Annotated in this window: 16 protein-coding genes; 13 read left to right on the top strand and 3 right to left on the bottom strand. The window is 63.7% G+C overall.

Annotated elements, in window-relative coordinates:
• Positions 1-94 precede the first annotated feature (94 nt).
• A complete protein-coding gene (locus tag ASD12_RS20745) occupies positions 95-991 on the bottom strand; it encodes an NAD(P)-dependent oxidoreductase (RefSeq protein WP_056590347.1) in 897 nt (298 codons plus the stop codon).
• A gap of 119 nt (positions 992-1,110) precedes the next feature.
• Between ASD12_RS20745 and ASD12_RS20740 the strand changes: the two genes are divergently transcribed.
• Positions 1,111-2,049: an NAD(P)-dependent oxidoreductase gene (locus ASD12_RS20740; protein WP_056590344.1), complete on the top strand. Its 939-nt coding sequence runs from the start codon at positions 1,111-1,113 to the stop codon at positions 2,047-2,049.
• Between the two features lie 24 nt (positions 2,050-2,073).
• On the opposite strand, the gene ASD12_RS20735 is transcribed toward ASD12_RS20740, so the two are convergent.
• Positions 2,074-2,856, bottom strand: coding sequence for a FadR/GntR family transcriptional regulator (locus ASD12_RS20735; protein ID WP_056590341.1), 783 nt, complete (start codon positions 2,854-2,856; stop codon positions 2,074-2,076).
• Between the two features lie 181 nt (positions 2,857-3,037).
• On the bottom strand, positions 3,038-4,027 hold the full coding sequence (locus ASD12_RS20730; RefSeq protein ID WP_056590338.1) for a sugar-binding protein: 990 nt from the start codon (positions 4,025-4,027) through the stop codon (positions 3,038-3,040).
• 468 nt (positions 4,028-4,495) lie between these two features.
• Here ASD12_RS20730 and ASD12_RS20725 point away from each other — a divergent pair, with 468 nt between their 5' ends.
• From ASD12_RS20725 to ASD12_RS20670, 12 genes are all read left to right on the top strand, one after another.
• Positions 4,496-5,236 (top strand): ATP-binding cassette domain-containing protein, encoded by a 741-nt coding sequence (locus ASD12_RS20725; protein ID WP_056590335.1) that lies wholly within the window; start codon positions 4,496-4,498, stop codon positions 5,234-5,236.
• A gap of 41 nt (positions 5,237-5,277) precedes the next feature.
• On the top strand, positions 5,278-6,276 hold the full coding sequence (locus tag ASD12_RS20720) for an ABC transporter permease (RefSeq protein ID WP_056590332.1): 999 nt from the start codon (positions 5,278-5,280) through the stop codon (positions 6,274-6,276).
• Between the two features lie 13 nt (positions 6,277-6,289).
• On the top strand, positions 6,290-7,057 hold the full coding sequence (locus ASD12_RS20715) for an SDR family oxidoreductase (RefSeq protein WP_056590329.1): 768 nt from the start codon (positions 6,290-6,292) through the stop codon (positions 7,055-7,057).
• A 181-nt stretch (positions 7,058-7,238) separates the two neighbouring features.
• Positions 7,239-8,066, top strand: coding sequence for an AraC family transcriptional regulator (locus ASD12_RS20710; RefSeq protein ID WP_056590327.1), 828 nt, complete (start codon positions 7,239-7,241; stop codon positions 8,064-8,066).
• Positions 8,067-8,203: 137 nt separating this feature from the next.
• Entirely contained in the window at positions 8,204-8,647 is a 444-nt protein-coding gene (locus ASD12_RS20705; RefSeq protein WP_056590324.1) for an SRPBCC family protein, read from the top strand.
• A gap of 13 nt (positions 8,648-8,660) precedes the next feature.
• Positions 8,661-9,455, top strand: coding sequence for an FAD binding domain-containing protein (locus tag ASD12_RS20700; protein ID WP_056590317.1), 795 nt, complete (start codon positions 8,661-8,663; stop codon positions 9,453-9,455).
• Positions 9,456-9,515: 60 nt separating this feature from the next.
• Positions 9,516-9,998, top strand: coding sequence for a (2Fe-2S)-binding protein (locus ASD12_RS20695; protein WP_056590314.1), 483 nt, complete (start codon positions 9,516-9,518; stop codon positions 9,996-9,998).
• A 13-nt stretch (positions 9,999-10,011) separates the two neighbouring features.
• On the top strand, positions 10,012-11,379 hold the full coding sequence (locus tag ASD12_RS35785; RefSeq protein ID WP_056590310.1) for a xanthine dehydrogenase family protein molybdopterin-binding subunit: 1,368 nt from the start codon (positions 10,012-10,014) through the stop codon (positions 11,377-11,379).
• A gap of 1 nt (position 11,380) precedes the next feature.
• On the top strand, positions 11,381-12,385 hold the full coding sequence (locus ASD12_RS35780; RefSeq protein ID WP_023756899.1) for a molybdopterin cofactor-binding domain-containing protein: 1,005 nt from the start codon (positions 11,381-11,383) through the stop codon (positions 12,383-12,385).
• An 8-nt stretch (positions 12,386-12,393) separates the two neighbouring features.
• Entirely contained in the window at positions 12,394-13,275 is an 882-nt protein-coding gene (locus ASD12_RS20680; protein WP_056590307.1) for a MoxR family ATPase, read from the top strand.
• Between the two features lie 5 nt (positions 13,276-13,280).
• Positions 13,281-14,399 (top strand): VWA domain-containing protein, encoded by a 1,119-nt coding sequence (locus tag ASD12_RS20675; protein WP_244482918.1) that lies wholly within the window; start codon positions 13,281-13,283, stop codon positions 14,397-14,399.
• A complete protein-coding gene (locus ASD12_RS20670; RefSeq protein WP_056590352.1) occupies positions 14,399-15,286 on the top strand; it encodes an amidohydrolase in 888 nt (295 codons plus the stop codon). Before ASD12_RS20675 ends, ASD12_RS20670 begins: the two co-directional genes overlap by 1 nt.
• Positions 15,287-15,319: the final 33 nt, after the last annotated feature.

Here is a 15,319-nt window from a genome sequence, read left to right as displayed (position 1 = left end):
CGCCGACCTCCAAATCAGTCGACAATCCATGAATCAGACTGGATTCGTCAGCGGAACCCCAAAACCTATGCCTGAGTCAATTCGTCCACACGGCCTAGGCCTGCTTGACGTATCTGCGCCAGCTATGCTCCGGGCGGAAACCCAGCACGTCGCGCGCCTTGCGGTTGGAGAGCAGCGTCTCGTATTCGCCAAGCTCGGCCTTGACCGGTACGCCAGGGTAGAACCGCTTCAAGAGTTCGGCCGTCGGCAGGTCGGACGAGGTGTCGTCATTGGCGGCGTTGAACACCTGGTAGCCGAGGCCGTCCTTCTCGATGGCGCGCAACGTGATCTGGCCGAGGTCGCGCGCGTCGACATAGCTCCAGGCAATGCGCTTGCGAAAACCCGGATCGGCGAACCATTTCGGAAACAGCGAATATTCATGTGGCTCGATGACATTGCCGATGCGCAAGGCGTAGATGTCGGTGCCGTTGCGCTGTGCGAAGGCCCGCGCCGTCTTCTCGTTGACGACTTTGGACAGCGCGTAGCTGTCCATCGGATCGACGTCATAGTCTTCGTCGAGTGGGAAATATTGGGGATCACGCGGCTCGTTGGCGAAGACGAGGCCATAGGTCGTCTCGCTGGAGGCGATGATAACCTTGCGGATGCCGAGCTTCACCGCCGCCTCGATGACATTGTAGGTGCCGAGCGCATTGATGCGGAACACCTCATTGTCGGTGGTGATCATAATGCGCGGGATGGCGGCGAAATGCACCACGGCATCGACCGGCTGCGGGCGCAGCGACGGGTCGAATTCGTGCAGGCCCATATAGCTCGACAGCGCGTTGAATACCTGCCCGCTGTCGGTGATGTCGGTGATCAGCGTGCGCACCTTGGGATTGTCGAGCGGCTTGGTGTCGATGTTGAGCACCTGACAGCCTTGCTCCACCAGATACTGCACGACATGGCGTCCGGCCTTGCCGCTGCCGCCGGTGAACATGATCCGCTTCGTCATTTTGTTCTCCACATCCTCTGGGATTTATGTGTATTGTCAGACAATATCGCAATCCGCAACCACCCTCGCCTGCAAAACGGCAGCGCCTGACATCAATCATTGCAACAGGACTTGAAGACATGAACACGACTGCCGCGAGCGAAAAGATCGGCTTCATTGGCCTTGGTCTGATGGGGCACGGGATCGCCAAGAACATCGTCGACAAGGGGTACAGCCTGACCTTTCTCGGCCGCAAGAACCGCAAGCCGGCGGAGGACCTGCTCGGTCGAGGTGCGAAGGAAGCATCGACCTCGCGTGATGTCGCGGCGGCATCGACAATCGTCTTCATCTGCGTCACCGGCTCACGCGAGGTCGAAGCTATCATTCGCGGCCCCGGCGGCCTCAAGGAGGGCTTGAAGAAGGGCTCGGTCGTCGTCGACTGCTCGACCTCCGATCCGGTCTCGACGGTGGCACTGGCGACTGAGCTCAAGGCGCTCGGCATCGATTTTGTCGACGCACCGCTCAGCCGCACACCGAAGGAGGCCTGGGAAGGCACGCTCGACGCCATGGTCGGCGCGCCGGACGCCCTCTTTGCCAGGGTGAAGCCGGTGATCGAAACCTGGGCCGGCCGCATCGTCCATATCGGCGACACCGGCGACGGCCACCGCATGAAGCTGCTCAACAATTTCATCTCGCTCGGCTACGCCGCGATCTATTCCGAGGCGCTGGCGCTGGCTGAGAAGGTCGGCATCTCGCCGCCGCGCTTCGACAGCGTCATCCGCAACGGCCGCATGGATTGCGGCTTCTACCAGACCTTCATGCGCTGGACGCTGGAGGGCGACCGCGACGCTCACAAATTCACCATCGCCAACGCCTTCAAGGACCTGACCTATCTGGAATCGATGGCCGGTGCGGCGGGGATCGCCAACCCCCTCGGCAACGCCACCAAGAACTCCTTCGCCGGCGCTCACGCCACCGGTCCGGCGGAGCAGTTCGTGCCCATGCTGGCAACGCATATCGGCAAGGTGAACGGCGTCGATCTGATGCCGACGAAGGATGGCAAGAAACAAACGATTTGAGGGATTACGAAGCAAAGGTGCCGATCACCGCCTTGACCGGCCGATCCCATCGTCGGTGTTTGCAAGCAGCTTGTGCACGGCGTTGCGCGCGGCTGCAGGGCGCTGCAAGCGGATGTTCTTCTCAATCGCTTCATGCAGCTTCTGCGCCTGCCGCTGATCGCCGATCTGCTGCGTGGTGAACGCGAAGAGATGGTCGAGCGCCGATTCGATCAACACGCCGAGCGGCACCAACAGGTCGTTGCCGGAGGCGCGCAGGATAGCCAGATGAAAACGCGTGTCGGCGCGGATACGCTCCTGCAGGCTCAAGGCCTCGCCCATTTCGCGGCAGGCTTGGCTGATCTCCACCATCTGCTCGTCACTGCGCCGCGTGGCGGCAAAGGCCGACGCTTCCGGCTCGATGATGTGGCGAAACTCCTGCACGGTGCGCAGGAACGCCTCGCGGTCGGGCGCGGTCGCATACCAGGCCAACACGTCGCGGTCGAGCAGGTTCCAACGCTCCTTCGGCTCGACCCAGCTGCCGATCTTGGGGCGCGATGCCAACAGGCTTTTTGCCATCAGCATCTTGATGGCTTCGCGCACGGCTGAACGGCTGACATTGAAGATATCGGCCCATTTGGCCTCGTTGGGCAGGATGGTGCCGGGCGGATAGTCGCCACGCACGATCCGCAGGCCAATCTCGCCGGCCAGCGAGACATGGACGCTGGCTCCCGCAAAGTGCGCGGCCCCAGCCTTGCGCATGATGGCCGGACGGGAGCTGGCTTCTGCCTTGGCCCAGGCGGCTCGCTTCTTTGACTTCTCGTCCGGCATTCACGTTCCAATGCGTCGGCCGTCTGTCGTGCGGATTGGCCCGAACCTGCGCGGCGCGCCGATCTCGTTGCCGAAAAATCCAGACCATGGACGCGCGAAAGCCGGCGCCTGTCGCCACAACCATTGCGTCCGTCCAGGAATTGACGGGACGCCCGTTGCCGAGCGTCCCGAAATCGAGAACCTACTTCTGGATGCAGGTGTCGACCGTCTCCTTGGTGCACTCGTCGAGGCCGGTGAACACCGGATCGGCGACGGCCTTGCCTTCGATCAGGTCGATCATCACCGACGGTGCCTTGTAGCCCATTTCGAACGGCCGCTGACCGACCAGCGCGGTCACAAGGCCATCCTTGGCGATCGCCACTTCGTCGCCGATCGTGTCGGCGGCGCCGATGACGAAGTCGTTGCTGGCCAGTCTGTCCTTGAGCGGCCCGATCAGGTCGCGGTAAGGTTGCGGCGCACCGAACAGCGGCCAGCCGCCCATGATGCCGAATGCATCGAGCTTGGGATTGGCGGCGAGGATGTCGGTCATTGCCTGCACGCCCTTGGCGCCGTCGTCATTGGTGAAAACCGGGCAGCCGGCGACTTCGGTCCAGCCACCTTCACCCGCCAGTGCGGCAAGGCCGTCCTTGCCCGACAATGCGTCGCGCATGCCCTGGGCACGGCGCAGGATGTTGTCGGCCGCGGGATTGCCCTCGATCGTACAGATAGTGCCGCCGTTCGGCTTGCCCTTCTTGATGTACTCGCCGATCTTCTTGCCCATCAGATAGTTGTCGGTGCCGAGATAGGTCTTGCGAAGGGCTGCATCTTCCTTGCTGAGATCGGCATCGACCGTCATGATCGGGATCGTCGGATTGGCGGTCTTGATAGTCTGCGCGATCAGCGGAGCGTTGGACGGCGAAATCGCCATCGCCACCGTGTCGGCCTTGCTCAGCATGTCCTGGACGATCTGCGCCTCGCCGGCTTCGTCCGAGGTCGATGCCGGACCGGTGTAGAAGCATTCATATTCCGAGCTGGCGTTTTCCTTGTTCCATTTCTCGCAGCCCTGATGGATGGCCTCGAAGAACGGATTGTCGAGACCCTTCACGACAATGACGAGCTGTTTCTTGGCCAAAGCCGGCCCGGCGCCCAACGCCATGGCGGCGACGGCGGCAAGCAAAAGTGTTTTCCTCATGTCAGTCCTCCCTTGAAACAGACGGACACGGCGTGCCCGCCACACAGATCGACCGGATGCGTGATGACAGACGTTCGTCTCGCGAGCGCTCATGTCGCCAGGACAGATCGATAAGCATTTCCAGATGCGGCTTCAAATCAGCTCAAACACACAAGGTGCCGCCGGATCCTAGACCGTGAAACCTCCGCCGATTCCGTCCGGCAAACCGCCAGCAGGGATCGGCATAATCTCCTCCGGCGCTCAGCTAATATCGGCTTGCAGCCAACGTCAATGCTATTTGTCCTACAAAACTGATTTTTAAAATAGTCCTTGCTCAAATCGTCCGACAATTGATTGACGCGCGCCGGCTTTTGCGTAAAAGAACGCTAACGCTGTCTTCGGGAGGAGCTGGGGACAGCGGGGCCAAAGCAGCGCCGGCATTCACGCCGGGAACAGCAGCAGGCCGCAAGCACGGGGAGGCAAAGGCTGGTGGCGGTTCTCGAACTCACCAACATCTCGAAGCATTTCGGCGCCATCCAGGCGGTCAACGACGTGTCGCTGTCGATCGAGCCAGGACAGGTGGTCGGCCTGATGGGCGACAACGGCGCCGGCAAGTCGACACTGGTCAAGATGATCGCCGGCAATTTCCGCCCGAGCCATGGAACCATGCACATGGATGGCAAGGAATTGATCCTGCACAAGCCGGCGGACGCCCGCCAGCACGGCATCGAGATCGTCCACCAGGACCTTGCGCTCTGCAACAATCTGACCGCCGCCGCCAATGTCTATCTTGGCCGCGAGCTGCGGCGTGGCGTCGGGCCGTTCCGCATCCTCGACTATGCGACGATGTATAGGCGCGCCGGCCAGCTCTTCGCCGAATTGAAGTCCGAGACGCGTCCGCGCGACCTCGTCAAGCAGATGTCGGGCGGCCAGCGCCAGGCGGTGGCGATCGCCCGCACCATGCTGTCGCAGGCCAAGATCGTGCTGATGGACGAGCCGACGGCGGCGATCTCGGTGCGCCAGGTGGCCGAGGTGCTGAATCTGATCCGCCATTTGCGCGACCAGGGCATATCAGTGGTGCTGATCAGTCATCGCATGCCAGACGTCTTCACCGTTGCCGACCGCGTCATCGTCATGCGGCGCGGCCGCAAGGTCGCCGACAAGACGATTGCGTCGAGTTCGCCCGAGGAAGTCACCGGGCTGATCACCGGCGCCATCGAACAGGTTTGATTTCAGCGAATCCCACCACGCACAGCAGATGAAGGTCGACGATGGCACTGACAATTGACCAGCCGATCGAACACAAGCAGCAATCCCTGCCGGCAAGGCTGTTTGCCAGCCAGACCTTCTGGGTGGTGATCGCCGTCATCCTGGCCTGTCTGTTCCTGTCGTTTGCCACCGACGCTTTCGCCACGTCGAAGAACCTCTACAACATCACCCGCAACATCACCTTCGTCGCCATCATCGCGCTCGGCATGACCTTCGTCATCATCACCGGCGGCATCGACCTGTCGGTCGGCTCGGTGCTGTGCCTGTCGTCGATGATCTTGGCCGTCACCATGCATGCCGGCTACTCGATCGAGGTCGGCATCCTGGCCTCGATCGCCACCGCGCTCGCCATCGGCGCCTTCAACGGTATCCTGATCGCCTATCTCGGCTTTCCGCCATTCGTGGTGACACTCGGCATGCTGTCGATCGCCCGCAGCCTGGCCATGGTCGCCTCCAACAACACCGTCGTCTTCCAGTTCGGGCCAGACCACGCCAAGCTTCTGGCATTGGGAGGCGGCGCCTGGGTGTTCGGCATCGCCAATCCGGTGCTTTACATGATCCTTCTGGCGCTGATCACCGGCTTCGTCCTGCGCTGGACCAAGTTCGGCCGGCACATCTTCGCCATCGGCGGCAATGAGCATGCGGCGACGCTGACCGGCGTTCCGGTGCGCCAGATCAAGGTCGCGGTCTACATGATCTCGGCGCTGTCGGCAGGCATTGCCGGCATCATCCAGACTGGCTGGCTGGGCGCCGTTACCACCAATCTCGGCACCGGCATGGAGCTCCAGGTGATCGCCGCCACCGTCATCGGCGGCGCCAATCTGGCCGGCGGTGTCGGCACCGCCTTCGGCGCCATCGTTGGCGCGGCGCTGATCGAGGTGATCCGCAACAGCCTTGGCCTGCTCGGCATCAATGCCTTCTGGCAAGGCGTCTTCATCGGCGGCGCCATCCTGTTGGCGGTGCTGTTCGACCGCATCCGCAATTTCCGCCGCAGCGACTAGGCCGGGACAGTCTGTGACAAACTCCCTGTTCAGCCTTGATGGGCGGCTTGCGCTGATCACCGGTTCTGGCCAAGGTATAGGTTTCGCCCTGGCTCGGGGCCTTGCCGAACACGGCGCCAGCGTGGTGCTCAACGGCCGCGACGCTGCCAGGATCGACAGCGCCGTCGAAAAGCTGCGCGATGCCGGCTTCAAGGCGCATGCTTCGAGTTTCGACGTCACCGATTTTCAGGCGGTCAACGCCGACGTCGCCCGCATTGAGGCCGAGATCGGGCCTATCGACATCCTCGTCAACAATGCCGGCGTGCAATTCCGCGCCCCGCTCGAAGATTTTCCCGAGGAGCAATGGGAGCGGCTGTTCAAGACCAATGTGTCGGGCGCCTTCCATGCCGGTAAGGCGGTCGCCCGCAACATGATCCCACGCGGCAAGGGCAAGATCATCAACATCGGCTCGGTGCAGAGCGAACTGGCCCGGCCGAACATCGCGCCCTACACAGCCACCAAGGGCGCGATCCGCAACCTGACGCGAGGCATGTGCGCCGACTGGGCGAGATACGGCCTGCAGATCAACGCGATCGCGCCCGGCTACTTCCGCACCGAGATGAACCAGGCGCTGGTCGACAATCCAGAATTTTCCGCGTGGCTGGAAAAACGCACGCCGGCCGGACGCTGGGGCAATGTCGACGAGTTGATCGGCGCCGCCGTGTTCCTCGCCTCCGACGCCTCGTCCTTCGTCAACGGCCATACGCTGTATGTCGATGGCGGCATGACGGCTTCGGTTTGAGGGGTTGGCATCCTCCCCAACCGCTATTCGTTCCGGTGCCTATCGCTCAGTCTGAAAATCCACAGGCATCGGCCGTCATCCGCCCCCGTCGCAGCCCCGAGTCTTGACGCGGCCCCGAACTCAGCCGCACAATCCCCGTTGCAGGCGAAGGGAGGCCAGTCGTCTGCGGGAGGAAATACCCATGACGGAAGCGATCAGGCTCTACTGGGGCCGGTTCGGACATGTTTCTGTCCTGAATGTCGCAAGCGACTTCGTCACCCATGCCCATGTCGAGGCGCATCTGATCATCTGGCTGGAAGGTACGGCCGGCGAGATGACCATCGGCCGTGAGACCGTCCGGCTTGGCCCCTGCACAGCCGCCGGCATCAACTCCTTTCAGCCGCACAGCCATGTTCTGTCGCAGAACGGAACGCCCGGTCTGTTTCTCGCCTTCTACATCGATCCCGACTGGGCGCGGCGCCGCCGCGACCTGCCTTCGTCCGCGCCGCTGTTCTCACAAGCCGCGATCACGCTTGAACCCTGGCTACACCAGGCCGCCGCCAATCTGCTCGATCACCTCAGCGACAATGAGAGCATCGACGACATCGCCAACTACGAGATCGAGCGTTTCATCGACAGCGTGCTCGATGCCGCCGACGCCTCGGCGCCGCAGGAGGCACGTGTCCGCATCAACACCATGCAGGATTTCCGTGTCCGCAAGGCGATCCAGCTGATGAAGGCCAATGTCTGCGAGCGCATCTGCTTCGACGACGTGGCGCGCAGCGTCGGCCTGTCGCGGCCGCACTTCTTCGCGCTGTTCAAGGAACAGACCAATCTGACGCCCAACGTCTATTGGAACACGCTGCGCATGGAGGAAGCGGTGCGGCAGTTGCAGTGGTCGCAGGAGCCGCTGATCTCGGTCGCCTGCAATCTCGGCTTCACCACGCAGGGCAATTTCTCGCGCTTCTTCCGCGACCATGTCGGCGTGCCGCCGACGCTCTACCGCGAGGCCGCGCGGGCGATCGCCTGAACCAACCGCCCGCGCCCCTTTTTCAGACTCCCACCCTTTTTCAGACGCATTGATACGCGCTCAAGACGCATTGATAAGCGCCGCTGAAATGGCCGTCCTACCCTTGCACCGGATCGTTTTTGCAAGGGAAGATTTGAATGACCAAAGTCACCATCTCCAGCGTCATCGACGCGCCGGTCGAAAAGGTCTGGGCGCGCATACGCGACTTCAATGGACTGCCAGGCTGGCATCCGCGCATGGTCGAAAGCCATATCGAGGACGGCAAGGACGCCGGCGCGATCGGCTGCGTGCGCAATTTCCAACTCGCCAGCGGCGCCCGCATCCGTGAAAAGCTGCTCGACTTCTCCGATCCGAATTTCCTCGTCAGCTATTCCATCCTGGAAACGCCGCAGCCGCTCACCAACCACAAGGCGACGCTGCAACTCAGGCGCGTCACCGATGGCGACCGCACCTATGCCGAATGGACCGCCAGCTTCGACGCCGCGCCCGAGGAAGCCGACAAGATTGCCGAGGGCATGGGCGCCAATGTTTTTCAGGGCGGCTTCAATGCCCTGAAAAGCCATTTCGCCGGTCAGAGCTGACAGGAGCCAAGCCATGGCGCTAGCACTGCAGACTTTTGCAACGGTGAAGGACGCCAACGCGGCGCTGAAAGCCGCTGGCACGCGCTATCTCGGTGGGGGTACACTGGTGGTCCGCGCGGCCAATGAAGGCGATGTTTCGGTCTCCGGCCTAATCCGCTCAACCGAGCCGTCTCTGTCCACCATCGCTGTTGCCGGCGGCAAGGTCCGCATCGGTGCTTCGGTGACCATGGCGGCTATTGCCCGCCATCCGGACCTCGGCACGCTTGCCAAGACCGCCCGCGCCGTTGGAGGCCCGGCGATCCGCAACATGGCGACCGTCGGCGGCAATCTGTTTGCCCCGGCTCCCTATGGCGATTTCGCCGTTGCCCTGCTGGCGCTCGACGCCACGGTCAGCACCGATGATGGCGAAACGCCGATCGAGACCTTCCTGGCCAAGCGGGACGGCAGCCGCGCCATCGTCACTTCGGTCGGGTTCACGCTTCCCCCGCAAGGCGGCTTTCGCTTCCTGAAAGTGTCCAGGGTGAAGCCGAAGGGGGTCTCGGTGCTCAGCATCGCCACTGTGCTTCAACAGGCTCCAGATGGCACCGTCTCTTCGGCGCGGATCGCGCTCGGCTGTATGGCCGACCGGCCAGTGCGTGCCAGCGCGGCGGAAAAGGCCCTGCTCGGCCGGATGCTGACCGCAGACGGCATCGCGCCTGCTTTGGCCGCAGCCAGTGATGGCACCTCGCCGATCACCGATCCGATTGCCAGCGCCTGGTATCGCAACGAAGTGCTGCCGGTCCATCTCGGCCGGCTTCTGCTCGCATAATATTTCGTTCGGGGCGCGCGTCTGTCCGATGGTTCGGGCAGGCGCGCTGGGAGGGAAAGCATGGCAAAGGTTCCGGTTCAATTCACACTCAACGGTTCTGAAAAGGCCGAATTCGTCGACAGTGGCACGACGCTGCTACACGCCTTGCGCGACAAGATCGGCGACACCTCGCCGAAGGGCGGCTGCCATCAGGGCAGTTGCGGCGCCTGTTCGGTCATCATCGACGGCGAGCTCCGGCTCTCCTGCCTGACGCTGGCCGAGACCTGCGATGGCGCCGTCATCAGCACCACGTCCGGGCTTTCCGATTCTGGGGTCTTGCATCCCTTGCAGCGCGCCTTCCTCGACACCTTCGCCACGCAATGCGGCTTCTGCACGCCGGGCATGATCATGGCGGCCAAGGTGTTGCTCGACCACACACCCAATCCCAGCCGCGACGAGGTGGTCGAGGCGCTGTCGGGCAACATCTGCCGCTGCACAGGCTACGAGCCGATCATCCAGGCGGTGCTGACCGTCGCGCGGTCCAACTCTCAGAACGCGGCTTGAGGGAACAAAACGAATGGAACTGCGCAAGAATTACTTCGCCGATGTCCGCAGGGACGATCTGCACGAGATCGGCCAGCCACGGCCGCGCTCGGACTCTCCCGGCCATGTCACCGGCAAGACCGCCTTTTTTGCTGACCGCAACTTTCCCGGCATGCTCCATCTGAAGATGGTGCGCAGCCCGCATCACCATGCCCGCATCCGCTCGATCGACACGTCGGAAGCGGAAAAGCATCCGGGCGTGGTGAAAATTCTGACCGCCAAGGACGTGCCGCACAATGTCTACACCATCCTCATCCTGATCCAGATCGGGCCGGAGGACGAAACCGTGCTGGCCGACGGCAAGGTGCGTTGGAAGGGCGAGGCCGTGGTGGCGGTGCTGGCCGAGACCGAGCGCGCGGCACAAGAGGCCGCCGCCAAGGTCAAGGTCGACTATGAGGTGCTCCCGGCCGTCTTCGACATGCAGGAGGCGCTGAAGCCCGGCGCGCCGCTGGTCAACGAATATCACGGCCAGAATTACTACCTCTATGACAGCGGCGAGTGCCGCAAGGTGCGATTCGGCGATGTCGAGGCGGGCTTCACCGGCGCCGATCACGTGTTGGAGCAAAGCTACCAGTCCTCGCCGATCGAGCACGCGCCGACCGAGACCACCGGCTGCGTGGTGGCACCCGAGGGCAATGACCGCTTCACCTGCTACACCAACACGCAGGCGATGTTCTTCACGCTCGACAACACCTCGATCATCCTGCAGATGCCCGGCAGCAAATTGCATTTCGTCGGCGGCACCGTCGGCGGCGGCTTTGGCGGCAAGGTCGACGTCATCGTCGAGCCGATCGCCATCCTCGGCGCCAAATTAACCGGGCGACCGGTCTGTTTTATCTACAGCCGCGAGGAGGAGATGCAGATATCGTCACCTCGCGCGGCCGAAAAGGTCGTCATCAAGGACGGCGTCATGAAGGACGGCCGCATCGTCGCGCGCAAGGTCACCGGCTATACCGACGCCGGCGCCTATTCACGCCACTCGCCCTATGGCGCGCAGAAGGGTGCGGGGCACTATCCCGGCCCTTACACCATCCCCAATGTCTGGATCGACACCTACTGCGTCTACACCAACCGCACTCCCTCCTCCGCCATGCGTGGCTTCGGCGTCACCATCGGTGACTTCGCGCTGGAGGTGCAGATGGACAAGCTGGCGCGGCTGATCGGCATGGACCCGCTCGAATTCCGCTTCATCAACGCCTATCGCGACGGCGACATGAAGGCGCATCGCCAGCCGACCGAAGGCGCGGCGCTGATCGAATGCATGCAGGAAGCCTCGCGCGCCGCCAACTGGCCGGTGGCGGAGAAGTACATGGCGATGTCCTCCTACGTGAAGGGAGCTTGAGATGGCGATCAGGCGTGGACGCGGCGTCGCCGCGATCAACTATCCCACCGGCATGAACCTCGGCGGCGACCCGACGCAGGCCCTGGTGCATTCGACACCGACCGGCAATTTCATGGTGACGCTGTCATCGGTCGATCTCGGCCAGGGCATGAAGCAGATCATGGCGCAGATCTGCGCCGAGACGATCGGCGTGCCGACCGACCGTGTCGTCGTCGACACCGCCGACACCGACACCGGCCCGCACTGCATGGGCACCTTCGCCTCGCGCGGCACGCACCGCGCCGGCAACGCCGTCATCCAGGCCGCCAGGGAAGCCCGCCAGGTGATGCTGGAAGTGGCGGCCGAGGAGCTGGAGGTGAATGCGTCGGACCTCGAGACCGACGGCCAGGGCAACATCCTGGTCAAGGGCGCGCCGCAAAAATCGATCTCGATCTTCGACGTCGCGCTGTCGGCGCATTTCAAGCGCGGCCGCTCGATTTCCGGCCGCGGCATGTTCCTGATCCCGCGCTCCTATCCGGAAAAAGAGACCGGCGCGATGAAGCCGTCGACCTGCTACGCGCATGCCTGCACCGTGGCAGAAGTCGAGGTCGACGACGAGACCGGCGAGGTCACCGTGCTGACGGTCAAGAACGTCTTCGAGATCGGCCGCGCGCTGAACCCGAAAATGGTCGAGCAGCAGCTGGTCGGCGGCTCGTGGATGGGCATCAGCCACGCGCTCTACGAGACCACGGAACCCTACTACCCCAACCGCGACCATGGCGGCACCGACTTCAACCAGTATCTGATGCCCGGCCCCGGCGACCTCGCCGAGACCGAGATCATCGTGCTGGAGCGTCCCTCGGCAGACGGGCCATACGGTGCCAAGGGGCCGGGCGAAATGTGCGCCAACCCTCAGATCCCCGCCGTCGCCAATGCCGTCTTCGATGCCGTCGGGGTGCGCATCGATACGCTGCCGATCACGCCGGAGCGCATCTTGCGCGCGCTGAAGGCGCAAGCGGCGAACTGAGGGCTGGAATGACTGGGACAAGCGCCGAGACTGTCGCGACCTCGCCGGAGGCGGTGGCGCAGCATCTGGCCGCCTCGCGCTATCTGGCGGATGAGAGCCTGGCAACAGCCATCTTCCTGGCGATCCGGCTGGGCAAGCCGCTGCTGCTTGAAGGCGCACCGGGTGTCGGCAAGACGGAAGCGGCGAAGGCGATCGCGCAGCTGCTGGGCCGCGATCTGGTGCGGCTGCAATGCTATGAAGGCATCGACGCCGCCCATGCCCTCTACGAATGGAACTACCAACGCCAGCTGCTCGCCATCCGCCATGCCGGCGAGCATGAGATCGACATCTATGACGACCGTTTCCTGATCGCCCGGCCGCTGCTGCAGGTGCTGAAGGCGCCCGAGCGGCGCGTGCTGCTGGTCGACGAGATCGATCGTTCCGACCATGAATTCGAAGCGCTGCTTTTGGAATTCCTCTCCGACTTCCAGATCAGCATTCCCGAGCGCGGCACCATCCGCGCCACCGCACAGCCGATCGTCATCCTGACCTCGAACCGCACCCGGGAACTCGCCGAAGCACTGCGGCGGCGTTGCGTCTATCACTGGATCGGCTATCCCGACGCCGAGCGCGAGGCCGCCATCATCATGCTGCGCGCCGGCGATGTGGCTGAGGCAACGGCACGTGCGGTGGCAGCAGCCGTGCAGACCATTCGCGCCCGGCCGCTCGCCAAGCCGCCCGGCATTGCCGAGGCGGTCGAATGGGCCAATGCCGCCACCATTCTGGAGAAAGGCGGCAGCCCGTGGCCGGAAGCCTTCCGCCGCGCCATCGGCGTGCTGATCAAGGACGAGGAAGATCTCTCCTACATCGCGCCGGAGCTTGGCCGGATCGTCGAGGAGGCGCTGGCGTGAGCGCGTTGCCTCGCGCGGCCACGCCCCTGCTCGGCTTCGGGCGGCTGCTGCGCCGCTACGGCTTTGCTATAGCAGCCGAGCAGGTGTCCGGCTTCATGCAAGCGGTGACATTGCTCGGCCCGCGCTCGATGGCGGATATCCGCGAGGCAGCGCTTGCGACACTGGCGCCGCCTCCCGACCGCCGCGACGAATTCGAGGCGCATTTCCAGAGCCATTTCTATGGCAACGCATCCGCCATGGTCGAAGGCGACGCCGACGAGGAAACCCGCATCAAGGATGATGGCGGCGCCGATGACCAACGACTCGAAGCCGAACAGAGACATGAAGGCGGCGAGCTGTCGTCGGCCCTGGAGCAATTGAGCACGCGCGATTTCCAGCGCGACGACGACAGGCTGACCGGTTTTCAACGCAAGCTCGCCTCCGCCCTGCCCACCCGCCGCTCCTTCCGCACCGTGCGCACCCACGCGCGCGGCAAGCTCGACCTGCGCCGGTCGCTCAGGGAAATCGTCAGCGCCGATGGCGACGTCCCTTCGCCGCTGCTGCGCCGCCGCCAGACCGTGCCGCGCAAGCTGCTGCTGATGATCGACGTCTCCGGCTCGATGAAACTGCACACCGCGGACTATCTCAAGCTCGCCCATACCGCTGTGCAAGGTGGGGATCGCGTCGAGATCTTCACCTTCGGCACACGGCTGACCCGCATCACGTCAGCGCTGCGCATCCGCGACCGCGACCAGGCGCTGGCGCGTGCGGCGGCCCTGGTCGACGATTGGGACGGCGGCACCAGAATGGGGCCAACCCTGCTGGCCTTCCTCTCGGTGCCGCGATTCTCGGCCTTCGCGCGCGGCGCTGCCGTCGTCATCCTGTCCGACGCGCTGGAGCGCGGCGACCATGCCGAGTTGGAGACGGCGATGCGCCGGCTGAGCGCCCGCGCCTTCAGGCTCTCGCTGGCAACGCCGTTGGCTGGCGACCCAGGCTTCCGGCCGGCAACAGCGGCGCTTCGCGCCATCCTGCCGGTGCTCGACGATCTCGTCGACGGCTCGTCGCTCGCCGGCCTCACCGATTTCATCCTGTCGCTCGCCCACCCTGCCCCAGCGGCGGCGGCAATCTGGAAGAGGGTTTCATGATGCAGAAAGCCATCGACGCGCATTTCCACATCTGGCGCCAGCAGGACCAGCCCTGGCTGGTCGGGCCGATGGTGCCGCGCATCTTCGGCCCTTACGAGCCGATCCGTCGCGACTACCCGATGGAGGAATTTCTGGCCGATCAGCAGGGCGCCGGCGTCGAGAAGGCCGTCTATGTCCAGACCAACTGGGCCAAGGAGGATTTCGAGAAGGAGGTCGCCTTCCTGCAGCAGACCGCTGAAGAGACCGGCTGGCCGCATGCCATTGTCGGTTATGCCGACATGACCGTCGACGATATCAGGCCGCAGATCGACAGGCTGAAGAAATATCCGCTGCTGCGCGGCGTGCGCATGCAACTGCACTGGCACGAGACGCCGGCCTTCCGCTTCGCCGCTTCGGCCGACCAGGTCATCGACCCGAAGGTCCGCGCCAATGTGGCGCGGTTGAAGGACTATGGCCTGTCCTTCGACCTGCAGCTTTTCCCGGCGCAGATGAAGGACGGCCTCACCCTGGTCGGCGAGAACCCGCGGACCAATTTCATCCTCACCCACGCCGGCATGCTGACCGGCATGGAGCCGGAAACCACCGAGGCCTGGAAGGCAGGCCTCCGCACGCTGTCAGCGGCGCCCAATTTCTATGCCAAGCTGTCCGGCCTCGGTACCTTCGTCCACCGCAACGACCCGGCGCTGATTGCCTACATCATCGACAACGCGATCGACATTCTGGGCAGCGACCACCTGATGTTCGGCTCGAACTTCCCGATCGAGAAACTGTGGACCAGCCACGCCGAGCTGATCAAGGCGCACCGGGATGCAGTGGCCAGGCATGGTGCTGCGGCAGAGGCGGATATCTTCTGGAACACAGCGGAGAAGGTTTACCGGCCAGCGTGAGAGCGCCCTTCCCTTCTCCCCTGGGAGAAGGTG

This window comes from Mesorhizobium sp. Root102, assembly GCF_001425625.1.
Taxonomy (GTDB): domain Bacteria; phylum Pseudomonadota; class Alphaproteobacteria; order Rhizobiales; family Rhizobiaceae; genus Mesorhizobium.
Note: the sequence above shows the minus strand (reverse complement) of the source record. Positions and strands in the feature narration are given on the sequence as shown.